This is a genomic window from Actinomycetospora sp. NBRC 106378 (assembly GCF_030269685.1).
Classification (GTDB): Bacteria; Actinomycetota; Actinomycetes; order Mycobacteriales; family Pseudonocardiaceae; genus Actinomycetospora.
This window is the reverse complement of the sequence record NZ_BSTT01000008.1, coordinates 156240-177126: the sequence shown is the minus strand read 5'-3', so window position 1 is coordinate 177126 and position 20887 is coordinate 156240. Positions and strand designations below refer to the sequence as shown.

Below are 20887 nucleotides of genomic sequence, written 5' to 3'. Positions count from 1 at the left end.
TCCGCGCACGCCGATGATTCCGACGATGTGACCACGACACAGTCGTCGGGAGTTGCCCGGAAATGTGTCGGAGGATTTCCGGGGACGTCGCACTGCGGATGTCGGGAGGCCCGGGCCGATTCGGCCCGGGCCTTTCCGGCGTGCGTCAGCCGGCGCGCCGGGCGAGCGTGACCCGGTCGATCTCGGTACCGGTGTCGGTGATCGTCCGCAGCGTCATCGTGGTGGTCTGGCCCGGGCCGGGCGGCGGGACCACGTCCACCGTCACGTAGGCGTAGTCGAGGTAGCGCGCCTGCGACCAGTCCACGGCGTCGGGGATCTTCCCGTCCGCGCTGACCGCCTGGTAGCTGACGACGTTCACGTCGCCCTGCGGGGCGGGGTTGCCGCGGTAGCGGTCGACCTCGCCCGGCTGCCACGCGTAGCGGGGGCGACCGCCCGAACCGACGCAGACGTAGGTGGTGCCGTCGGTCTCCGGCCGCACCGTCGCGCCGTCGGGGGCCTGGGTGGTGGAGCGGCCCGCGCGGATCGGGTTCGAGCGCTCGTACTGGTGGTTGTGGCCCTGCAGCGCGAGGTCGACCGAGAACTCGTCGAACAGCGGCGCCACCGCCGCGCGCACCCCGGCGTCCGAGGCGTGCGTCGAGGACGTCGCGTACGCGCAGTGGTGGAAGAACGCGACGACGAAGTCGACGCCGGAGCCGGCCGTGCGCCACTGCGCGAGCGTCTGCCGCAGCCAGGCGACCTGCGACCCGCCCGAGTAGCCCGCGTTCGTCGGGATCTCCATGGACAGGTCGTTGGCGTCGACGCTGACCACCCCGACGTTGCCGTAGCGCATCGAGTACACGCTGGGGCAGGCGCTCGGACCGGTCCTCGGCAGGTCCAGTCGCGCGGCGTGCCCGCCGTAGCCGTGCAGCGCGCCCCTGGCCCGGTTGTCGTCGTAGAGGGCCTCCATGTCGTGGTTGCCGGTGGCGAACATCCACGGGGTGGAGGCGGCGCTGCGCTCGATGAGGCCGAAGTAGGTGGTCCACACCGTCGGGTCGAACGAGTCGAACCCGCTCGGGGACTTCGAGGTGCCCGTGCTCTTCACCGGCTCGCCCATGCCCGAGGGGTCGGCGTAGCAGATGTCGCCCGCGAGCAGGTGGAACGCCGGGCGGGTGCCGGCGATGCGGTCGACCATCGACGTCGAGGGCGTCATCGTGCGCCGGACGTCGTCGGGCTTGTAGTAGGCGTTGGTGAAGCCGGAGAGCCCGCTCGGCGGGACCATGTCGACGCCCTGGTCGGCGAACGCGGTGAAGCTCCACGGCGCCGTCGGCTGTCGCGGTGCGGTGGCGAAGCTCGACGTCGCGGTCGTGGTGCCGTCGGCGAGTCGGAACCGGTAGTCGTAGCGCTGTCCGGGCTGCAGACCGGTGGCGAGCGCGTGGACGAAGTACTGGTCGCTCGCCCGGACCGAGCCGTCGGCCTGGGGGACCTGGGAGACGAGGTGGCGCACCTCGACCGGCAGCCGCTGACCGAACGAGCCGTCCTGCCCGAGGTCGACCGACACCGCGCCCTGCGGCGGGGCGGTCAGCTCGCCGGCCATCGCCATCGAGCGCATCGGGTCGTCGCCGAAGGACAGGTGGCGCCCCACCACCGCGACCGGCGCCTGCGCGGCGGAGGCGCACGCGGCGAGCGTCCAGGGTGCGGACGCGAGCCCCATCGCGGCCACGACACCGGAGCCGCGCTTGAGGGCGCTGCGGCGCGAGACGGGGTGGCGGCGCAGGAAGCCGGCGATCCAGTCGTGCTGCTCGGCCACGGTCATGTGTTCGGCGAGGTGGGCCGGGACGCCGACGTCGGGGGCCTCGCCACGGGGGGTGCGCGTCACGACGGGGAGCGTCACCCGGAGGTGGATCGTGCGCAGCCGGGACGGGCTGAACAGGACATGAACACGGCCGGTGAACGGGACGAAACGGGCCGTCACCCGCCGGTGGCGGTCGGGTGGCCCCGGCCGGCAGCGGTGGGCCACCGCTGACGTCGGGTGAGCGCCGTGTGCCACCGCTGACATCACCGCGCGCCCGTCATGATGGAGCGATGAGCCCCGTCACCCGACTGCTGCGCCGTGGGATCGGCCTGCCCGCCCCCCGGACCCCCCGCGTGCGCGTCGCCCGGGACGTCGCGGTCCCGATGCCCGACGGGGTCGTGCTGCGCCACGACCACCACCGCCCGGCGGGCGTCACCCGCGGACCGGTCGTGCTGGTGCGCAGCCCGTACGGCCGGGCGGGCTGGGTCGGGCTGGTGTTCGGGCGGCTCGTCGCCGAGCGCGGCTACCAGGTCGTGGTGCAGTCGGTCCGCGGCACGGCGGGCTCGGAGGGCGAGCTCTCCCCGTTCGACGAGGCCGACGACGGCGTCGCCACCGTCCGCTGGCTGACCGCCCAGCCCTTCTGCGACGGCCGGATAGCGACCCTCGGGCCGAGCTACCTCGGCATCACCCAGTGGGCGCTCGCGCCCGAGTCCGGCGACGCGCTGGCCGCGATGGGCACCCTCGTGACCGCCTCGCAGTTCCGCGACCAGACCTATCCCGGTGGGGCGTTCTCGCTGGACAACGCGCTCTCGTGGGCCGCGATGATGCAGCACCCCGGGCTCGGCGGGCGCCTGGTCGAGGCCGTGCGCCACCGGGTGCAGGCCGGGTTCGGCACGGTGCCGCTCGCGCAGGCCGACCTCGTGGCGGCGGGCGTGCCGATCGACTTCTTCCAGGACTGGCTCCGCGAGGACGCCCCGGACTCCGCCTACTGGGCGAAGCGGTCGTACGCGGCCGGGGTCGGCGAGGTCGGCCGGCGCGGCGTCGCGATCAGCATGACCGGCGGGTGGCAGGACATCTTCCTGCCCTGGCAGCTCGCCGACCACGCCGCGCTGCGTGCCGCCGGCGCGCACCCGCTGCTGCGCATCGGCCCGTGGGTGCACACCAGCCGGGAGGGGATGGCAGCGGGCATCCGGGACGCCCTGCGGACCTTCGACGAGACGTTCGGGCACGCCGTGCCGGAGGACTCACCGCGGGTGCACCTCGAGCTGTCCGGGGGCGGGGGCGAACGGCGGCTCGCGGACTGGCCGCCGGAGCACGTCCGTGAGCAGTCGTTCTACCTGCGCACCGACCACGGGCTCGGGGCGGAGCCACCGACCTTCCCGACCCGGGACGACGCCTACTGGGCGGGCACGCGGATCGTCTACGACCCGAACGACCCGACGCCCGCCGTCGGGGGGCCGATCCTATCCGGGGCCTCCGGGCCGCGGGACCAGGGCGCGTTGGAGGCCCGCGACGACGTCGTCGTCTTCACCGGGCCCGTCCTCGACGACGACCTCGTGGCCCTCGGCCCCGCTCGGGCCGTGGTCCACGTCCGTGCCGAGGTGGAGCACCTCGACGTGTTCGTCCGGGTGTGCGATGTCGACCCGGCGGGCCGCTCGGTCAACGTCACCGACGGCATCCGGCGGCTGCGCCCCGGGTCCCCGGCGCCCGCCGACGACGGGACGGTGGCGGTCCAGGTCGAGCTGTGGCCCGTCGGCCACCGCTTCGCCGCGGGGCACCGGCTCCGGGTGCAGGTCTCCGGGGGAGCGCACCCGCGCTTCGCCCGCCACCCCGGGACCGGCGCGCCCCTCGGCGACGGCCGCATGCTCGTCCCGCGCGAGCGCGAGGTGCTGCACGACGCCGCACACCCCTCGCACGTGGTGCTCGCCGTCGAGGGGTGACGGGCCTCGCGCCGTGTCCGCACTCGGTCAACACGTCCGTTGAGATAGTCTCCGCGCCGTCCGCCGGGTCCGCCCGGCGGGACACGGTGGACGCCCTCCCCCCGGGTGTCCGCGGTGTCGAGCGGGCCGGCCGTCCCCCCGGTCGGTCCGCTCCCGCACCGGCCGCGTGTGTGACGCGTGTGTGATCGGATCCTTGCGTCGCGCGGTGCCCGGCTGGAACGCTGGCCCGGCTCGAAGTCCTCCGGTTCAGACCGCAGCCGCGATGACGAGGCTCGGACTCCCCGCGCCGGAGCGCGGCGTGCCCGTGCCCCGGGCGCGGTGGCGGGGGCACGACATGGCGTCGACGACCACGGCCCATCAGGGCAAGCCGGACGAGGACTACCGCGCACTCGCGCCGCTGCTCGCCGAACACGCGGGATACGCGGCGGACGATCCACGGCGGGCCGATCTGCGCGCCCGGCTGGTGGTGGCCTACCTGCCCGTCGCGCACAACATCGCGCGGCGGTTCGCCCGCCGCGGCGAGCCCACCGAGGACCTCGAGCAGGTCGCGACGGTGGGGTTGATGCACGCGGTCGACCGGTTCGACCCGGGGCGGGAACGCGACTTCCTGTCCTACGCGGTCCCGACGATCATGGGGGAGGTCCGTCGGTACTTCCGCGACTCGGCCTGGTCGGTCCGCACCCCGCGCAGCGTGAAGGACCGCTACCTCGCGGTGGGCGGTGCGACGGCGACGCTCTCCCAGCGCCTCGGCCGGGCCCCCACGGCACCCGAGATCGCCGAGCACCTGGGCATCTCCCGGGACGAGGTGAGCGAGGCGATCTCCGCGCACGGCTCGTACCACCCGGCGTCGCTCGACGAGACCCTCGGGGAGGGCGACGACTCCTCGCTGGTCAACGTCCTCGGCACCGTCGACCCCGAGTTCGACCGGGTCGAGGTGCGCGCCCTGGTGCACGGCCTCGTCGCGTCCCTGCCGCACCGCGAGCGGACGATGCTCGCGCTGCGCTTCGTCCACGAGCAGACCCAGGCGGAGATCGCCGCCGTGCTCTGCATCTCGCAGATGCACGTCTCCCGGCTGCTCGCCCGCACCCTGGCCCAGCTGCGCGCCCAGGTGGAGGCCCAGCTGCTGGCCGACGACGACGCGGGTCCGCCGCTCGCGAGCTGAGCCTCCCCTCGCGGCAGGAACGCGTCGTTGCCGTCACCGAGTGGCAGCAACGACGCGTTCCTGTCACACGAGTGGGGTGCCCCGACGGGCAGAAGAGCGGGAAGTTGCATGACGTTCTGGTGACGTGCTGTCCGATTGTTCCGGCGTTGTTCACCGGACGGTCCGGTTAGGACCGGTCCGGCCCCCGATGACCGGCTCGCGCGGACGGCGGCGGATGAGCACGATCCGTGCGCCCGCCCACCTGCGTGAGATCTCGGGGAGCCCCATGTCCACCACCGCCGACGCGCCTGTATCCAGCGGGCCCGGCCTCCGCCGCACCGTCGGGTTCAGCGCCCTCATGTTCATCTCGCTCGGATCGATCATCGGGTCCGGGTGGCTGCTGGGTGCCCTCACCGCGGCGAAGTCCGCCGGCGGTGCGTCGATCCTGTCCTGGGTGCTGGCGGGCGTGATCGTGATCCTGCTGGCGCTGGTGCACGCCGAGCTGGGCTCCACCTACCCGGTGGCGGGCGGCACCGCGCGCTACCCGCGGCTGGCGTTCGGCGCGGTCGCCGGCTTCACGGCGGGCTGGGTCGGGTGGATCCAGGCGGTCGCGATCGCGCCGATCGAGGTCGAGGCGGCGCTGTCCTACCTCGACCACCTCGTCCACGGGTTCGTCGACGACAACGGCAACCTGACCGGGCTCGGCCTGGTGGTCGCCGCGGCGCTGATGGTCGTGTTCACGCTGATCAACCTGGCCGGGGTCGCGCTGCTCGCCGAGACCAACCGGATCACGGTGCTGTGGAAGATCGCGATCCCGGTGCTCACCGTGATCGTCCTGATCTTCGTCGCGTTCCACGGCAGCAACTTCACCGCCGGTGGCGGCTTCGCTCCCTACGGCGCGCACGGCGTGTTCGCCGCCCTCCCGCTCGGCGTGGTGTTCGCGCTGCAGGGGTTCGAACAGGCGGCGCAGATGGGCGGCGAGGCCCGCGACCCGCAGAAGGACCTGCCGCGGGCCCTCATCGGCGCGGTCGCGCTCGGCGTCGTCATCTACCTCGCCCTCGAGGTCGCGTTCGTCGGCGCCCTCGACCCGGCCGCCCTCGCCACCGGCTGGGAGAACCCGATCGGTGAGGGCGACTTCGGCCCCTACGTGACGATCGCCGGGGCGCTCGGCCTGACGTGGCTGTCGATCCTGCTCTACGTCGACGCCTTCATCTCGCCCGCGGGGACCGGGCTCGTGTACGTCGCGACCTCGGCGCGTCTGTCCTATGCCCTGGGACAGACCGGGTTCGCCCCGAAGGGCCTCGCGAAGATCTCCCGACGGGGCATCCCGTGGGTCTCCACGCTCGTCGCCTTCGTCGTCGGGCTCATCTCGTTCGCGCCCTTCCCGAGCTGGCAGTCCCTGGTCTCGCTGGTCACGTCGGCCACCGTGATCATGTACGGCTTCGCCCCGCTGACCCTCGCCGCGCTGCGCAAGGTCGATCCCGACCGACCCCGGCCCTACCGGATGCCGGCCGCCACCGTGATCGCCCCGCTCTCGTTCATCGCCGCGAACGAGATCATCTACTGGTCGGGCTGGACCACCGACTGGAAGCTCGCCGTCGCGATCGTCATCGGCTTCGTGCTCTTCGCGGCCTACCGCGCCTTCCGGGCCTCCCGGGAGGGCCTCGCCTTCTTCGGCGCGGACCTCCAGCTGCGGTCCCTCGGCTGGATCCTGCCCTGGCTGGGCGGCATCCTCGTCATCTCCGCCCTCGGGCAGTACGACGGCGCCGAGATCATCCCGGAGTGGATCGACCTGCTGGCCGTCGCCGTGTGGTCGCTGGTGATCTTCTACCTCGCCGTCGCGATGGCCATGCCGGCCGAGGAGGTGGCACGCCAGGTCGAGGCGGAGGCGTCCGAGGCCGGCGCCGAGGAGGCGGAGCTGCACGCGTAGCTGCACGCGTAGCGTCCGGCCCACCGGGTACCACCGAACGGTGCTGACCGGACTGCCCGGCCGGGCCTGGGAGCGGGTGCGTCAGGCGTGGGTGCGGATCGCGCTGGACGGGGCGACGGCGATCGCCGCCTTCGTCCTCGCCCAGCTGATCCTGCGCCAGCCCGCTCCCATCTTCGCGCCCATCGCCGCCGTCGTGTGCCTCACCGACGCTCCCGCCGCCCGCGGTCCGCGGGCGCTGCGGCTGCTCCTCGGGGTGGTGGCGGGAGTCGTGGTCGGCGAACTCGCCAAGGTCGTCCTCGGCAGCGGGTGGCTGCAGGTCGGGGCGGCGGTCGTCGTCGCGATGCTGGTGGTGTCCCTGGGCAGCATCAATCCGCTGGCGCTGCTGCAGTCCGGGATCGCCGCCCTGCTCGTCGTCGGGATCGGCTCGTCGCAGGCGGGCTGGACGCGCCTGGCGAGCGCCCTGATCGGCGGGGCGCTCGCCCTGGTCGTCAGCCAGGTCCTCGTCTCGCCGAGCCCGACCCGCCAGTTCGGCGACGCGGCCGCGACCGCCCTGCGCCGGCTCGCCGACGGCCTGCACGACGTCGGGTCCGGGCTGCGGTCGGGCTCCCCGGACGCGCTCCGGGAGGCCGCGGAGGGCCTGCGCGGCGGGCACGAGGACGTCGCCGCCCTCCTCGACGCCCGCACCACCTCCGACCGGCTGGCGCGCACCACGCTGCGCGGTCGCCGGGAGCGTCCGGCGCTCGCGGCGATGCAGCGTCGGTACGAGGGGCTGGAGTACGTCCACGCCGGGTCGGTGCTGCTCGCCCGGACCGCCGCGGAGGTCGTCGACCGCGGCGACGACGTCCCCGCGCGGCTGGTGGACGGGGTCGAGGAGATCGCCGCCGTGGTCGGCGCGCTGGCCGACCACCCGCGCGACGTCGACCCGCGCGCCGAGGAGGGCCCGCGGTCGGCGCACGAGGTCGCCGAGGGGCTCGCGGGGACCGACCCCGAGTCGTGGGACTCCGGCGCCGCCCGGCTCGCGACCCAGCTCCACCTGCTCGCGCAGGACGTCGACGCCCTCACCGATCCGCGGCGCTCGCACGTCGCCACCCGGGTGTCCTGACGGCGGGTGCCCGACCGGGCAGGATGCGGGCATGGCGGAGGAGGCCCCGGAGTTCGAGGACGCCGCGGACGAGCTCTACGGGCTGCACCCCGACCGCTTCGTCCCGCGGCGCACGGAGCTGGTGAAGGCCGCGAAGGTGGTCAAGGACAAGGAGACCGCGACCGCGATCGGCGCGCTGCGCAAGCCGTCGCTCGGGGCGTGGTTGGCGAACGTCCTGGCCCGGGAGTCACCCGACGAGGTCGGCGCACTGGAGGAGCTGGGCGGGCAGCTGCGGCAGGCCCAGGAGACGCTCTCGGGGGACGCGCTGCGGGCGTTGACCTCGCAGCGTCGGGAACTGGTCGGCGCCCTCGTGGCGCGGGCGCGCAAGCTCGCGCGGGAGGACGGCGAGAAGGTCGGCGACGCGGTCGCGCGCGACCTCGAGCAGACGATCGCCGCCGCGCTGGCCGATCCGGAGGCGGCGCGGGCGTTCGCGGCCGGACGGTTGACGACCGCGCTCGAACCCGGCGTGGGGTTCACCGGTGGGTCGACCGCGCGCGCGGCGGGCGGCACGACCCGCCGGCCCCCGCCGCGGGGAGCGTCCCAGACGCGCCCGGCACCCCGTCGTCGGGACCCCGGACCGGAACCGGAGCCCGACGGGCCGGACCCGGAGGAGGAGGAACGCGAGCGGGCACGGGAGGCGGCCGAGCGGGCCGTCGAGCGGGCTCGGGAGGAGCGCGACGACACCGCCCGGGCGGCCGAGCGGGCGCGGCACCGCGCCGAGCAGGCCGCCTCCGACCACGACGAGGCGGCCGCGGCGGCGCAGTCGTTGCGCGAGCGCCTCGCCCGCGCGGAGGCCGACGAGACCGCCGCGCGGGAGGCGCTCGACGCCGCGCGGCAGGCCGCCGAGGAGGCCGACACCGCCGCCGACGAGGCCCGCCGCGCGCTCGACCAGGCCGAGGCGGAGCGGGCGGACCTGGAGTAGCCCCTCTCCGGTGGCAGGAAAGCGTCGTTGCTGTCATCTGGTGGCAGCAACGACGCTTTCCTGCCGAGGGGGGCTGGGGGTCAGCCCGCCGCCGCGTACGGCATCAGCGGCGGCTCGGCGAACACCCGGGGATAGGTGGCGACCTGGTAGCCGGCGCCTGCGGCGTAGGTCGCGAACCGGGCGGGCCCGGTCACCGGGTCGACGCCGGGCTGGAACGGCTGCACGCACACGGTCTTCGGGATCCGCGCGGCCGAGGCGAGCCCGCCGTGGTCGAGGGCGTCGATGACGAGGGCGTAGGCGACCGGGTCGATCGAGCCCATCGACAGGTGGTCGGCGACGTGGCCCGGACAGACGTCGAACGTCGAGATGTTCGCCCGGCCGCCCGCGCCGGTGTTCAACCGCGAGCTCTCCGCCGGCGGGAGGTTGGGGAACACGACCTCGTCGGTCGGGGTCCACATCGAGGTGTAGTTGATGCCGGCGAAGGTCTCGCCCCCGGCGTTGAGCGCGCCGAGGAACCGCGAGAACGTCGCCTGCTGCCAGATCGACGGGGCGCAGCCGACGGTGCACACCGGATAGGAGTCGAGCGTGCCGTGGTTGGAGGGGTCGATCGCCACGTACTGGCCGACCTTCGACCGGGTGTCCGACCAGTACTTCAGCGCCCAGCGTCCGATCATCCCGCCCTGCGAGAAGCCGACGAGCGCGACCTTCTGCCCGCTGCGTGCCTGCACCGCGCGGATGGCGTTGACGACGTACTCGGCCGAGACCTGGATGTCGCTCATCGCGTGGTTCGGCAGTTCGACCGAGCAGTACGGCCGACCCGCGGCGCGGAACGCCCGGAAGTAGTTCCAGGAGAAGTTCTCCTCGGGCGTGAGGGTCGTGCCCGGGATGAACAGGGCGACCGGCCGCGACGTGTTCGTCGTGTTCGGCCCGCACGCGACGGCCGCGTCGAGCGTGCCCTGCGGCACCGTGAAGGCGGGACCGGCCGGGGCGGGATCGGCGGCGGCCGGGGCGGCGAGTCCGGCCGCGAGGGCCAGCCCGATCGCGCCGGCGGCGAGCGCCCGGGCCCAGCGGCCTGTCGTCGGGAACGGACGCATGTGTGTCTCCTGCCGACCGCGGTGTCGAGTCGCGGGAAGTAGACCTCACAGGTCGTTCACGACGACGGGCGGGGTACCTCCGGTCGGACGGCCCGCGGCGTCCGACTGGGGGTCGGCGCGCCGAGGGCCCGGGAGATGCCCCGGGCGGCCGCGCGGACGGCGGGGACGAGCGTCCGGGGCTCGATCCCGCCGGGCGACGAGGGGGAGGGGACGACCACCGAGATCGCGGCGACCACGGAGTCGGCCTCCCCGCGGACCGGGGCGGCGACCGACAGCGACGCGAGGTCGATCATCCCGTCGCAGACCGCCACCCCGTCGCGCCGGATGCCCGCGAGCGTGCGGCGCAGGACGGCGGGGTCGGTGATCGTCCGCGTGGTGAAGGACGTGAGCGGGGAGGCCAGCACCGACTCCTGGACCACGGGCGGCGCGAACGCGAGCAGCACCTGGCCGACACCGGTGCCGTGCAGCGGCCAGCGCCCGCCGACGCGGGAGAAGAGCCGGACGGCCTCGGGGTGGGCGAGCCGCTCGACGTAGACCCCCTCGTGGCCGTCGCGCACCGCGAGCTGGACGTTCTGCCGGGTCGCCTCGTAGAGGTCCTCGAGGAACGGCATGGCCCGTTCCCGCAGGCCGACGCTGCGCGGGGCGAGCGAGCCGACCTCCCAGAGCCGCAGCCCGATCCGGTAGGCGCCGTCGGGTCCGCGTTCGAGGGCCCCCCACGCCGCGAGCTCCCCGACGAGGCGGTGCGCGGTGGAGACCGGCAGCGACGCGGCCCGGGCGATCTCGGTGAGGGTCAGCGCGGAGTGGTCGTGGTCGAACACCTCGAGGATCGAGAACACCCGCCCGGTCACGGTCTCGCCGCCGGAGCGCCCGCTGCGGCGGGCGACGGAGGATGTGAGGCCGCTCCCGGTGGGCAGTCCCGGGCGGCGGGGGCGGCCGACCGGTCGGGCCGGGCCGGGCTGGGTGGCGTCCGTGGTCACCGGGGGCTCCTTTGCTTCCGGTGGGCGGAAGCCAGCCTCTCGCACGACGGGGATCCCCGCCACCCTGAGCCGCGTGAGCCCAGCAGCACCCGAGCGACGCCGCACGGAGCAGGACGAGGTCACCGACGCGATCCGCGCGGCCGCCGCCGTCGATCCGCAGCGCGGCGGACACCCCGACCGTGCGTACGCGCCCTACCGCTCGACGGGCCTGCGGGCCCCGTCCCAGCCGCTCGTCGTCGCGCCCGCGAGCCTCCTCGAGCAGACGGCGCCGGTGTTCGGTGCGAAGGACGTCCGCCCCACCGACGCCGACCTGACCGTGCACTCCACGGGGGAGCCGCTGGGGGAGCGCATCGTGGTCACCGGCCGCGTGCTCGACCGGGACGGCCGGCCGGTGCGCAACCAGCTCGTCGAGGTGTGGCAGGCGAACGCGTCCGGCCGCTACGCCCACGACGGCGACCGGCACCCGGCCCCGCTCGACCCGCACTTCACCGGTGGGGGTCGCTGCCTCACCGACGACGACGGCCGCTACCGCTTCGTGACGATCAAGCCGGGTGCCTACCCGTGGCGCAACCACCACAACGCCTGGCGCCCCGCGCACATCCACTTCTCGCTGTTCGGCACGGCGTTCACCCAGCGCCTCGTGACGCAGATGTACTTCCCCGGCGACCAGTTGTTCCATCTGGACCCGATCTTCTCCTCGGTCACCGACGAGAAGGCCCAGCAGCGGTTGATCGCCACCTACGACCACGACACGACCGTTGCCGAGTGGGCGCTGGGCTACCAGTGGGACATCGTCCTCGACGGCCCCGGCGCGACCCCGCCCGACCCGGACGAGGTGTGAGATGACCCTGGACCCCTCTCCGTCCCAGACCGTCGGACCGTTCTTCGCGTTCGGACTGCCCTTCGACGGCGGCGGCGACCTCGTCCCGCCCGGCACGGCCGGCGCGATCTCGCTGCACGGCACCGTCCGCGACGGCGCCGGCGCCCCGGTCCCCGACGCGCTGCTGGAGTTCTGGCAGGCCGGCCCCGACGGCCGCATCCCCTCCCGCGCGGGCTCGCTGGCGCGCGACGGGCGCTCCTTCACCGGCTTCGCCCGCGTGCCCACCGACCGCAGCGGCGACTACACCGTGCGCACCCTGCGGCCCGGGCCGATCGCGCACTCGCCGGAGGCGCCGCACCTCGCCGTCACGGTGTTCGCCCGCGGGCTGCTGCACCACCTGTTCACCCGCGTCTACTTCCCGAACCACGTCGAGGCGAACGCCGCCGACCCGCTGCTCTCGGCACTGCCCGAGGAGCGCGCGGCGACGTTGATGGCCGTGCCCGACGGCTGGTTCGGCGGCCCCGGCTACCGGTTCGACGTCCGCCTGCAGGGGCCGGGGGAGACGGTGTTCCTGGACCTGATCGGAGGGTCGGAATGACCGTTCCCGACCGCACGACCGTCGCGATCGTCGGCGGCGGCCCGGCCGGCCTGATGCTCGCCCACCTGCTGCGTCGCCGCGGGGTCGACTCGGTGGTGCTGGAGTCGCGGCCCCGCGAGCGGGTCGAGTCACGCCAGCGCGCGGGCATCCTCGAGCACGGCACCGTCGACGCGCTGCGCGAGGTCGGCGCGGACGCCCGGATGGACGAGTCGGGCCTGCCGCACGACGGATTCGCCTTCCACGTGAACGGCGAGCGCATCCACGTCGACATGCAGGCCCTCACGGGGCGCAACGTGATGATCTGGGCCCAGACCGAGGTCGTGAAGGACCTGATCGCGTTGCGCCTCGAGCAGGGCGGGCCGCTCCTGTTCGACGCGGAGGTCACCGCGGTCGCCAAGGTCGACGGACCGCTGTCCCGCGACGGCGAGGCCCTCGTGCGCTACACCCACGAGGGCGTCGAGCACGAGCTGCGCGCCGACGTCGTCGTCGGGGTCGACGGCTTCCACGGGGTGGCACGCCGGGCGATCCCGCCGGAGGCCGTGCGCACCTACGAGCGCGTCTACCCCTTCTCGTGGCTCGGGATCCTGGCCGACGCGCCGCCGTCGTCGGACGAGCTGATCTACGCCCGCCACGAGCGCGGGTTCGCGCTGCTGTCGATGCGCTCGCCCACCGTGACCCGCGCCTACATCCAGGTCCCGAACGACACCGACCCGTCGTCGTGGTCGGACGACGCGATCTGGGACGAGCTCGAGGCGCGGACGGCGCTCGGCGACGGCTCGTTCACGCTGAACCGCGGCACGATCACCGACAAGAGCGTGACCCCGATGCGCTCCTTCGTCGCCGAACCGATGCGCCACGGCCGGCTCTTCCTCGCCGGCGACGCCGCGCACATCGTGCCGCCGACCGGGGCGAAGGGGCTCAACCTCGCCGTCGCCGACGTCCGGGTGCTCGCGGAGGCGATCGCCGCGTGGGCCGCCGACGGCTCGCAGGAGCTGCTCGACGCCTACTCCGACACCGCGCTCGCGCGCGTCTGGCGGGGGGAGCACTTCAGCTGGACGATGACGACGATGCTGCACACCGTCCCGGACGCGGACCCGTTCGACGAGCAGCTCGCCCTCTCGCACCTGCGGCTGGTCGCGCAGTCCGAGGCGTACCGGACGACGATCGCCGAGAACTACCGCGGGGTGCCGTTGGCAGGTGAGCACTAATCCGTGCTGGAGCACGGATTAGTGCTCACGAGACCGGAGGTCACATGCTCGTGAACCGGTCCACCAGCCCCGACGTCGCGACCATCGTGGTGAACCGCGCGACGCCGGGGATCTGGGCGAGCGTGCGCCGCAGCAGCACGTCGAGGGCGTGCACGTCGGCCACGTCGATGCGCAGCAGGTAGTCGACGTCGCCGGTCACGTGGTGGCAGCTGACCAGGCCGTCGAGGTCGACGATCCAGCGCTCGAACCGGCCCACCGTGTCGGCCGTGTGGTCGACCAGCACCACCGACAGGTGGACCACGAGCGCGCGGCCGATCGCGTCCGGGTCCAGCACCGCCCGGTACCCGCGGATCACGCCCTCGGTCTCGAGGCGCCGCAGCCGTCGTTGGGCGGAGCTCGCCGAGACCGACACCGCCTCGGCGAGGTCGGCCAGGCTGGACCGCCCGTGGTCGACGAGGTGGGCCAGGATCAACCGGTCGATCCGGTCCAGCTGGGTGCTTCGCTCAGCGGTCGGGCTCGTCATGACGGAATGATGCACCCGGAGGGCCGGTGCTCGCCGAAGTCGCCCGGCATCGCCCACCATGATCGACGCACGATGGATCTCATGACGAGGAACGTGGCCCTGCTGGCGATGGTGGTCGCCGGTGCGGCGTGGGGAGCGGTGTTCGTGGCGCCCGGGTTGGCGCCGCTCGCCCCGGCCCTGCTGCTGGCGACCGGACGGTTCGTGGCGTTCGGGGCGGTCTCGCTGCCCCAGATCCGCCGGGTCCTGCACGCCGACGTCCCCTGGGGCCGCGTGATCGCCCACGCGTTGACCGGCTCGGTGCTCTACTACGCCCTCGTCGCCGTCTCCGTGCGCCTCGCGGGGCCGACCGTCGCCGTCGCCACCATCGGCCTCGTCCCCGTCGTCATGGCCCTGGTCTCGGCACGGGGCACCGGCCGGGTCGCCGGGCTCGTGCCCGCCCTCGGCCTCGTCGCGCTCGGGCAGGTGCTGCTGCACGTCGGGCCCGGGCAGGACTGGTCGCTCGAGTCCCTCGTCGGCCTCGGCCTCGCCGTCCTCGCGCTGGTCTCGTGGTCCTGGTACGGCCTGGACTCGCACAAGCTCCTGCACGAGCGGCCCGACATCGCCCCCGTCCTCGCGGCCGCCCAGGGCCTCGCCGCGGGCGCCCTCGCCCTGCCGGCCGCTGGCGCGCTGCTCCTGATCGACGGGGCGCCGGCCCAGCCGCTGCGCGCGCTCGCGGTCGTCCTGTTCCTCGGGCTCGTGTCGTCGTGGCTCGCGGTGCGGCTCTGGCACGCCGCCGCCGGGTACCTCTCGCCGGTCCTGGTCAGCCAGCTCATGGCGCTCGAGACGGCCTGGGGCTTCGTGTTCGCCGCGGTTGCCGACGGCGCCGTCCCCGCTCCGCTGCAGCTCGCCGGCGAGATCGCCCTCGTCGGTGGGGTGGTCCTCGCGGTCCTCGTGGACGCGAGCCGCTCCCGCCGGGCGGTCCCGGCTCCCGAGCCCGACGACGGGTCGGTGCCGGAGTGCGTGGGAGCCGCGCGCTCCTGACCGAGGACGGTCGGACTCCGGTGGCACGGGGTGGCCCGGGTGTACCCGGTGCCACTGCGAACCACCGGCACCGACCCGACGTCGGGAAGGCCTTTCTCGATCATCAGGATTCCTGTTAATGTCGCCGACATGAGCACGCCGACGCCGCCGTCGTTCGAGACCGTCGCGATCGAGCTCGGGGAGGGACCCGAGGAGGCCGGCATCGGCTGGCTCTTCTTCGACCGGCCCGACAAGCGCAACGCGATGAACCCGACCCTCAACCGCGAGATGATCGCGGCCCTGGACTGGCTCGAGGCGGCCGAGGAGGTGCGGGTCGTGGTGCTGACCGGCCGCGGCCAGGCGTGGTCGGCCGGCATGGACCTGCAGGAGTACTTCCGCGAGGTCGACGCCGGGCCGCCGAGCGTCGAGATCCGCGCGCGCCGCGACTCGGCGGAGTGGCAGTGGCGCCGCCTCATCCACTTCGCGAAGCCGACGATCGCGATGGTCAACGGCTGGTGCTTCGGCGGTGCGTTCACCCCGCTCGTGTGCTGCGACCTGGCGATCGCCGCCGAGGACGCGTCGTTCGGGCTCTCCGAGGTCAACTGGGGCATCCCGCCGGGGGGCCTGGTGTCCCGCGCGCTCGCCGAGACGATCCCGGCGCGCGACGCGCAGTGGTACGTGATGACCGGCGAGCGCTTCGACGGACGGCAGGCCTCGGCGATGCGGCTGGTCAACGAGGCCGTCCCGGGTGACCGGCTGCGCGCGCGCACCGTCGAGGTGGCGGGGAAGCTGGCCGGCATGAACACCCACGTGCTGCGCGCGGCGAAGGTCGGGGTGAAGAAGGTGCGGCAGATGTCGTGGGACGTCGCCGAGGACTACCTCTACGCCAAGCTCGACGCGGCCACCGGCCACGACCCCGAGCAGGGCAAGCAGCAGGGCCTCACCCAGTTCCTCGACGCCAAGACCTACCGCCCCGGCCTGGGGGCGTACGAGCGGTCATGACCCCGCCGCCCGGCCTCGGCACCTGGACCGCCCGCCGCGCCCGCAACTCCCCGGAGCGCGTGGCGCTGGTGGCCGGCCCGACCCGCGTCACCTACGCCCAGCTCGACGACCGCGTCCGCCGGCTCGCCGCCGGGCTGCGCGGCCTCGGGGTCGGCCCGGGCGACCGCGTCGCCTACCTCGGCCCCAACCACCCGGCGTTCGTCGAGACGATGTTCGCGACGACGGGTCTGGGCGCGGTCTTCGTGCCGCTCAACACCCGGCTCGCCGCCGCCGAGATCGCGTTCGCGCTGGCGGACACGACGCCGCGGGTGGTGGTCACCACCGATGGCAGGAAAGCGTCGTTGCTGCCATCCGACGACAGCAACGACGCTCTCCTGCCGCTCGAGGTGGGGGGCGACTACGACGACCTGATCACGACGAGCGACCCCGCCGACCTCGTCGACGCCGACCCCGACGCCCTCGCCGTCCTGATGTTCACCTCCGGCACCACGGGTCGGCCGAAGGCGGCGTGCCTGACCCACGCGAACCTGACGTGGAACGCCATCAACGTCGTGGTGGACGTCGACCTGCGCTCCGACGAGGTGTGCCTGCTCTCGGCGCCGCTGTTCCACGCCGCCGCCCTGGGCATGACGTGCCTGCCGGTGCTGCTCAAGGGCGGCACGCTCGTGCTGGAGCCGGCGTTCGACGTCGACCGCACGCTGGACCTCGTCGAGTCCGAACGGGTCACGGTCATGTTCGGGGTCCCGACGATGTTCGCGACGATCGCCCGCTCGCCCCGGTTCGCCGACGCCGACCTGTCGAGCGTCCGCTACCTGCTCTGCGGCGGCGCTCCCGTGCCCCCGGCCCTGCTCGAGGTCTACGCGGCGCGCGGCCCCGCGTTCCTCCAGGGCTACGGCATGACCGAGGCCGCGCCCGGTGTCCTGCTGCTCGACCCGGCGCACGCCCGCTCCAAGGTCGGGACGGCGGGCCGGCCGCACTTCTTCAGCGACGTCGCGCTCTCGGACGTGGGCGAGATCCTCGTGCGCGGGCCGCACGTGGTCGCGGGCTACTGGCAGCGCCCGGCCGAGACCGCCGCCGCGTTCGACGCCGGCTGGTTCCGCTCCGGGGACGTCGCCGAGGTCGACGACGACGGCTTCCACCGCATCGTCGACCGGGTCAAGGACCTCTACATCTCCGGCGGCGAGAACGTCTCGCCCGCGGAGGTCGAGGGCGTGCTCGGCGGCCATCCCGAGGTCGTCGACGTCGCCGTCGTCGGGGTCCCCGACGACCGATGGGGCGAGGTCGGGCACGCGTGGGTCGTCCTCGCGGACGGTGCGGCCAGCACGCCCGCGGACCTGGTGGGCTGGCTCGACGGCCGACTGGCCCGCTTCAAGACGCCCCGCACCGTCGAGGTCGTCGACGCGCTGCCCCGCAACCCGACCGGCAAGCTCGACAAGCCCGCGCTGCGTCGCTCACTCGGCCAGTGAGGCGCGCGCGGTGTTGAGGTAGGCGCGGAACCGCTCGCGGTCGTCGTCGTCGAGACCCCGCACCATCCGCTCCTCGATGTCGGCCACCGGCGCTGCGTACCGGGCGAGCAGGTCGTGGCCCGCCGGGGTCAGCGAGATGAGCAGCTGGCGGCGGTTGTGCGGGTTGCGGTGTCGCACGATGAGCTCGCCCCGCTCGAGCGCGGTGACGAGGTCGGCCATCGCCTGCGGCGTGACGAAGGAGTTCCGGGCCAGCTCCGCCGACGTGAGTCCGTCGCGGGTCGCGAGGACGGTGAGCGCGGTGTACTGCAGGGCGGTCACCCCGGACTCGCGCAGCAGCTCGTCGAGGCGCGCGCGGACGATGAGCTCGACCTGCTTCACCGCGTAGAGCAGCGACGGCCGCGGCTGCGCGGCGGGCACCTGGCTCATCCGGCGCATGATGGCACGTCCGGCGTCCGCGGGAGGTTCCGCGCGCGCCGGACACCGGTCGCGTGAGAATGTGCGGCGCTCCCCCACGGTGATCCGGAGGTCCGACGGTGCCCCTGCTGCGTGCGCTGCTCGACGGCGGCCTCGACGATCCCGACGCGGTCCGCATCGCCGACACCGCGTTCTCCGGCCCGGAGCTGCTGGGTGCGGCCGCCGTCGTCGCCGACGAGATCGCCGCCCGGAGCGCACCGTCCTCCCCGGTGGCCGTGGGGGCGACGCCGACCGCGGAGACCGTGGTGGCGGTCGTCGGGTGCCTGCTCGCGGGGGCGCCGGTGGTGCCGGTGCCGCCCGACTCCGGGCCCGCCGAGCGCGCCCACGTCCTCACCGACTCCGGCGCGACCACCTGGTTCGGCGAGAAGCCCCGGGACGTGACCCTGCCGGGACGTCGGGTCGACCTCTCGCGCCGCGCCGGGCACGCCGTCACCGAGGCGTCCGGGGACGGGCCCGCGCTGATCCTCTACACCTCCGGGACCACCGGTGCGCCCAAGGGCGTCCTGCTCTCCGCCGACGCGATGGCCACCGGGCTCGACGGCCTCGCCGACGCGTGGGCCTGGACCGACGCCGACACCCTCGCCCACGGCCTGCCGCTCTTCCACGTGCACGGCCTGGTGCTCGGGGTGTTCGGGGCGCTGCGGACGGGGTCGCGGCTGGTCCACACCGGTCGTCCGACGCCGGAGAACTACGCCGCGGCCGTCGCCGAGCACGGGGGCTCGCTGCTGTTCGGGGTGCCCACGGTGTGGTCGCGCATCGGGGACGACCCGACGTCGGCGGCCGCGCTGTCCGACGCCCGGTTGCTGGTCAGCGGTTCCGCGCCCCTGCCGGTGCCGGTGTTCGAGCGCATCCGGGAGCTGACCGGGCAGGCGCCGGTGGAGCGCTACGGCATGAGCGAGACCATGATCACGCTGGCCGTCCGCGCCGACGGAGAGCGCCGCGCGGGCTGGGTCGGTGTGCCCGTCGAGGGCGTGGAGGCGCGCCTGCGGGCGGTCACCGAGGACGAGTCGGGCGAGCCGGTCACCACCGACGAGGACGTGGCCGCCGACGGGGAGTCCATTGGCGAGCTGCAGGTCCGCGGCGCGTGCCTGTTCGACGGCTACCTGAACCGCCCCGAGGCGACCGCCGGGACCTGGACCGACGACGGGTGGTTCCGCACCGGCGACGCCGCGGTCGTCGACGCCGGCGGCTACCACCGCATCGTCGGGCGCCGGTCGGTCGACCTCATCAAGTCCGGCGGCTACCGCGTGGGCGCGGGCGAGGTGGAGACGGCGCTGCTGGCCTACGCGGGCATCAGCGAGGCCGCCGTGGTGGGAGAGCCCGACGACGACCTCGGGCAGCGCATCGTCGCGCACGTCGTCTGCCCCGACGGGGCCGTCGACCCGCAGGCCGTCATGGACTTCGTCGGCGAGCGCCTGTCGCGGCACAAGCGTCCCCGTGAGGTCGTCGTGGTCGACGAGCTGCCCCGCAACGCCATGGGCAAGGTGCAGAAGGCGCGGCTGCGGCGCTCCTGAGCCGGCGGGGGCGACCCCACGTCCAGCTCACGGGCGGGCGGCGCACACTGGAGACGTGTCCGACGAGGAGCTGATCGTCGCGTTCGCGCTGACGCGCCTCGACCACCCCGACCTCGATCTCGAGGAGATCGCGGCGCTGCTGGTCCGCCGGCTCGGTCCCGATCGCACGCTCGACATGGCGCAGCAGAACCTCGCCGACCGTGGTGAGCTGCGCGGATCGCTGTTCGCCGCCGCCGTCGAGCGCGTGATGCGGGTGGTGCTGAACCTCCGCGACGCGGCGCCCTAGCCGGCCGCCTCCGTCGCCCGCAGCTTCTCGAGGCGCTCGGGGCGCGGCCACCGGACGTTCCACGCCCAGCCGAGCTTCTCGAAGAGCCGGATCGTCTCCGCCGACAGGTCGAGCTCGAAGCGGCCCACGCCGTGGCGTGCCGACGTCGGGTCGGCGTGGTGGAGGTTGTGCCACGACTCGCCCATCGACAGCACCGCGAGCGGCCAGACGTTGGTCGACCGGTCCCGCGCCTTCCACGGGCGCTCGCCGACCATGTGGCAGATCGAGTTCGTCGACCAGGCGACGTGGTGGGACAGGCAGATCCGCACGAGCCCCGCCCAGAAGAACGCGGTGAACGCGCCCCACACCGACCAGGTGGCCAGCCCTCCGATCGCCGCCGGGACGAGGAACGACGCCGCGGTGATCCAGCCGAACGCCCTGCTCACCCGCACCACGTCGGGATCGGCCAGCAGGTCCGGGCAGTAGCGCTGCTGGTCGGTGAGCGAGCGCTCGAGGATCCAGCCCATGTGCGCGTGCCAGAAGCCCTTGGCCAGCGCCGCCGGGGAGGTGCCGTAGCGCCAGGGGGAGTGCGGGTCGCCCTCCTTGTCGGCGAAGGCGTGGTGGCGGCGGTGATCGGCCACCCAGTGCAGCACCGGGCCCTGGACGGAGAGCGAGCCCGCCACCGCGAGGGCGATCCGCAGGGCCCGTCCGCACCGGAACGCGCCGTGCGTGAAGTACCGGTGGAACCCGACGGTGACGCCGAGCATCGAGATCACGTAGAGCCCGACGGCGAGTCCGACGTCGAGCCAGGACAGGCCCCAGCCCCAGGCCAGCGGGACGGCCGCGAGCAGCGCGAGGAACGGCACGGTGACGACGAGGTAGGTCATCACGTGCGGGGCGAGCGGGCGGCGATGGACATGGATCGTCGTCGTCATCGGTTCCTCACGCTACGGGCGGCGGGTGGCCGGCGCGGGTCGCAGGCGGAGCATCCCGGGGGACGGGAAGTGACCCGCGTTTCCCGCTCGTGCTCGACGGCAAACGGCGTGCGACCGGTCCTCGACGTTCTACCGCACCGATTCGCCGTCCGAGGGGCAGGGCGGTC

19 protein-coding genes are annotated in these 20887 nt (G+C 74.2%); 13 read left to right on the top strand and 6 right to left on the bottom strand.

Annotated features, from left to right (window positions below; genetic code table 11):
• Positions 1-145: 145 nt before the first annotated feature.
• Entirely contained in the window at positions 146-1855 is a 1710-nt protein-coding gene (locus QSK00_RS18885) for a metallophosphoesterase (RefSeq protein ID WP_285592880.1), read from the bottom strand.
• A 206-nt stretch (positions 1856-2061) separates the two neighbouring features.
• Between QSK00_RS18885 and QSK00_RS18880 the strand changes: the two genes are divergently transcribed.
• The 5 genes from QSK00_RS18880 to QSK00_RS18860 all read left to right on the top strand — a co-directional run bounded on the left by QSK00_RS18880 (position 2062) and on the right by QSK00_RS18860 (position 8845).
• Positions 2062-3711: a CocE/NonD family hydrolase gene (locus QSK00_RS18880; RefSeq protein ID WP_285592878.1), complete on the top strand. Its 1650-nt coding sequence runs from the start codon at positions 2062-2064 to the stop codon at positions 3709-3711.
• Positions 3712-4045: 334 nt separating this feature from the next.
• Complete coding sequence (locus QSK00_RS18875; protein ID WP_285593050.1) at positions 4046-4873, top strand: SigB/SigF/SigG family RNA polymerase sigma factor; 828 nt, start codon at positions 4046-4048, stop codon at positions 4871-4873.
• A 214-nt stretch (positions 4874-5087) separates the two neighbouring features.
• Positions 5088-6782 (top strand): APC family permease, encoded by a 1695-nt coding sequence (locus QSK00_RS18870; protein ID WP_285592876.1) that lies wholly within the window; start codon positions 5088-5090, stop codon positions 6780-6782.
• Between the two features lie 40 nt (positions 6783-6822).
• A complete protein-coding gene (locus QSK00_RS18865) occupies positions 6823-7884 on the top strand; it encodes an FUSC family protein (RefSeq protein ID WP_285592874.1) in 1062 nt (353 codons plus the stop codon).
• A gap of 31 nt (positions 7885-7915) precedes the next feature.
• A complete protein-coding gene (locus QSK00_RS18860) occupies positions 7916-8845 on the top strand; it encodes a hypothetical protein (RefSeq protein ID WP_285592872.1) in 930 nt (309 codons plus the stop codon).
• An 80-nt stretch (positions 8846-8925) separates the two neighbouring features.
• On the opposite strand, the gene QSK00_RS18855 is transcribed toward QSK00_RS18860, so the two are convergent.
• Together QSK00_RS18855 and QSK00_RS18850 are read right to left on the bottom strand one after the other, a co-directional pair.
• Positions 8926-9939, bottom strand: coding sequence for an esterase/lipase family protein (locus tag QSK00_RS18855; protein ID WP_285592870.1), 1014 nt, complete (start codon positions 9937-9939; stop codon positions 8926-8928).
• 56 nt (positions 9940-9995) lie between these two features.
• Positions 9996-10916, bottom strand: a complete 921-nt coding sequence (locus tag QSK00_RS18850; RefSeq protein ID WP_285592868.1) for an IclR family transcriptional regulator — start codon at positions 10914-10916, stop codon at positions 9996-9998.
• Between the two features lie 130 nt (positions 10917-11046).
• Here QSK00_RS18850 and pcaH point away from each other — a divergent pair, with 130 nt between their 5' ends.
• Genes pcaH through QSK00_RS18835 form a run of 3 tightly spaced genes read left to right on the top strand, consistent with a single transcriptional unit; the run spans position 11047 to position 13542 of the window.
• A complete protein-coding gene (gene pcaH / locus QSK00_RS18845; protein WP_285593048.1) occupies positions 11047-11757 on the top strand; it encodes a protocatechuate 3,4-dioxygenase subunit beta in 711 nt (236 codons plus the stop codon).
• Position 11758: 1 nt separating this feature from the next.
• Complete coding sequence (gene pcaG / locus QSK00_RS18840; protein WP_285592866.1) at positions 11759-12334, top strand: protocatechuate 3,4-dioxygenase subunit alpha; 576 nt, start codon at positions 11759-11761, stop codon at positions 12332-12334.
• Complete coding sequence (locus QSK00_RS18835; RefSeq protein ID WP_285592864.1) at positions 12331-13542, top strand: 4-hydroxybenzoate 3-monooxygenase; 1212 nt, start codon at positions 12331-12333, stop codon at positions 13540-13542. The genes pcaG and QSK00_RS18835 overlap by 4 nt, the downstream gene beginning before the upstream one ends.
• Before the next feature lie 40 nt (positions 13543-13582).
• Here the strand turns inward: QSK00_RS18835 and QSK00_RS18830 are convergent, their stop codons facing one another.
• Entirely contained in the window at positions 13583-14065 is a 483-nt protein-coding gene (locus QSK00_RS18830; RefSeq protein ID WP_285592862.1) for an Lrp/AsnC family transcriptional regulator, read from the bottom strand.
• Between the two features lie 81 nt (positions 14066-14146).
• Here QSK00_RS18830 and QSK00_RS18825 point away from each other — a divergent pair, with 81 nt between their 5' ends.
• The 3 genes from QSK00_RS18825 to QSK00_RS18815 all read left to right on the top strand — a co-directional run bounded on the left by QSK00_RS18825 (position 14147) and on the right by QSK00_RS18815 (position 17532).
• Positions 14147-15085, top strand: coding sequence for an EamA family transporter (locus QSK00_RS18825; protein WP_285592860.1), 939 nt, complete (start codon positions 14147-14149; stop codon positions 15083-15085).
• Positions 15086-15214: 129 nt separating this feature from the next.
• Positions 15215-16066 (top strand): p-hydroxycinnamoyl CoA hydratase/lyase, encoded by an 852-nt coding sequence (locus QSK00_RS18820; protein ID WP_285592858.1) that lies wholly within the window; start codon positions 15215-15217, stop codon positions 16064-16066.
• Positions 16063-17532, top strand: a complete 1470-nt coding sequence (locus QSK00_RS18815; protein ID WP_285592855.1) for an acyl-CoA synthetase — start codon at positions 16063-16065, stop codon at positions 17530-17532. The genes QSK00_RS18820 and QSK00_RS18815 overlap by 4 nt, the downstream gene beginning before the upstream one ends.
• Here the strand turns inward: QSK00_RS18815 and QSK00_RS18810 are convergent.
• Positions 17518-17958, bottom strand: a complete 441-nt coding sequence (locus QSK00_RS18810) for a MarR family winged helix-turn-helix transcriptional regulator (protein ID WP_285592854.1) — start codon at positions 17956-17958, stop codon at positions 17518-17520. The two genes, QSK00_RS18815 and QSK00_RS18810, sit on opposite strands and share 15 nt — an antisense overlap.
• Before the next feature lie 107 nt (positions 17959-18065).
• Here QSK00_RS18810 and QSK00_RS18805 point away from each other — a divergent pair, with 107 nt between their 5' ends.
• A complete protein-coding gene (locus tag QSK00_RS18805; protein WP_285592851.1) occupies positions 18066-19520 on the top strand; it encodes an acyl-CoA synthetase in 1455 nt (484 codons plus the stop codon).
• Between the two features lie 55 nt (positions 19521-19575).
• Complete coding sequence (locus QSK00_RS18800; protein ID WP_285592849.1) at positions 19576-19806, top strand: hypothetical protein; 231 nt, start codon at positions 19576-19578, stop codon at positions 19804-19806.
• Here QSK00_RS18800 and QSK00_RS18795 read toward each other — a convergent pair.
• Positions 19803-20720, bottom strand: coding sequence for an acyl-CoA desaturase (locus QSK00_RS18795; protein WP_285592847.1), 918 nt, complete (start codon positions 20718-20720; stop codon positions 19803-19805). The genes QSK00_RS18800 and QSK00_RS18795 overlap by 4 nt on opposite strands.
• Positions 20721-20887: the final 167 nt, after the last annotated feature.

Excerpts from the sequence above, each read along its gene's own strand:
- QSK00_RS18880 (WP_285592878.1), top strand. The coding sequence starts at position 2,062 with ATGAGCCCCGTCACCCGACTGCTGCGCCGTGGGATCGGCCTGCCCGCC.
- QSK00_RS18875 (WP_285593050.1), top strand. The coding sequence starts at position 4,046 with ATGGCGTCGACGACCACGGCCCATCAGGGCAAGCCGGACGAGGACTAC.
- QSK00_RS18870 (WP_285592876.1), top strand. The coding sequence starts at position 5,088 with ATGAGCACGATCCGTGCGCCCGCCCACCTGCGTGAGATCTCGGGGAGC.
- QSK00_RS18860 (WP_285592872.1), top strand. The coding sequence starts at position 7,916 with ATGGCGGAGGAGGCCCCGGAGTTCGAGGACGCCGCGGACGAGCTCTAC.
- QSK00_RS18855 (WP_285592870.1), bottom strand. The coding sequence starts at position 9,939 with ATGCGTCCGTTCCCGACGACAGGCCGCTGGGCCCGGGCGCTCGCCGCC.
- pcaG (WP_285592866.1), top strand. The coding sequence starts at position 11,759 with ATGACCCTGGACCCCTCTCCGTCCCAGACCGTCGGACCGTTCTTCGCG.
- QSK00_RS18835 (WP_285592864.1), top strand. The coding sequence starts at position 12,331 with ATGACCGTTCCCGACCGCACGACCGTCGCGATCGTCGGCGGCGGCCCG.
- QSK00_RS18830 (WP_285592862.1), bottom strand. The coding sequence starts at position 14,065 with ATGACGAGCCCGACCGCTGAGCGAAGCACCCAGCTGGACCGGATCGAC.
- QSK00_RS18825 (WP_285592860.1), top strand. The coding sequence starts at position 14,147 with ATGACGAGGAACGTGGCCCTGCTGGCGATGGTGGTCGCCGGTGCGGCG.
- QSK00_RS18820 (WP_285592858.1), top strand. The coding sequence starts at position 15,215 with ATGAGCACGCCGACGCCGCCGTCGTTCGAGACCGTCGCGATCGAGCTC.
- QSK00_RS18815 (WP_285592855.1), top strand. The coding sequence starts at position 16,063 with ATGACCCCGCCGCCCGGCCTCGGCACCTGGACCGCCCGCCGCGCCCGC.
- QSK00_RS18810 (WP_285592854.1), bottom strand. The coding sequence starts at position 17,958 with ATGAGCCAGGTGCCCGCCGCGCAGCCGCGGCCGTCGCTGCTCTACGCG.
- QSK00_RS18795 (WP_285592847.1), bottom strand. The coding sequence starts at position 20,720 with ATGACGACGACGATCCATGTCCATCGCCGCCCGCTCGCCCCGCACGTG.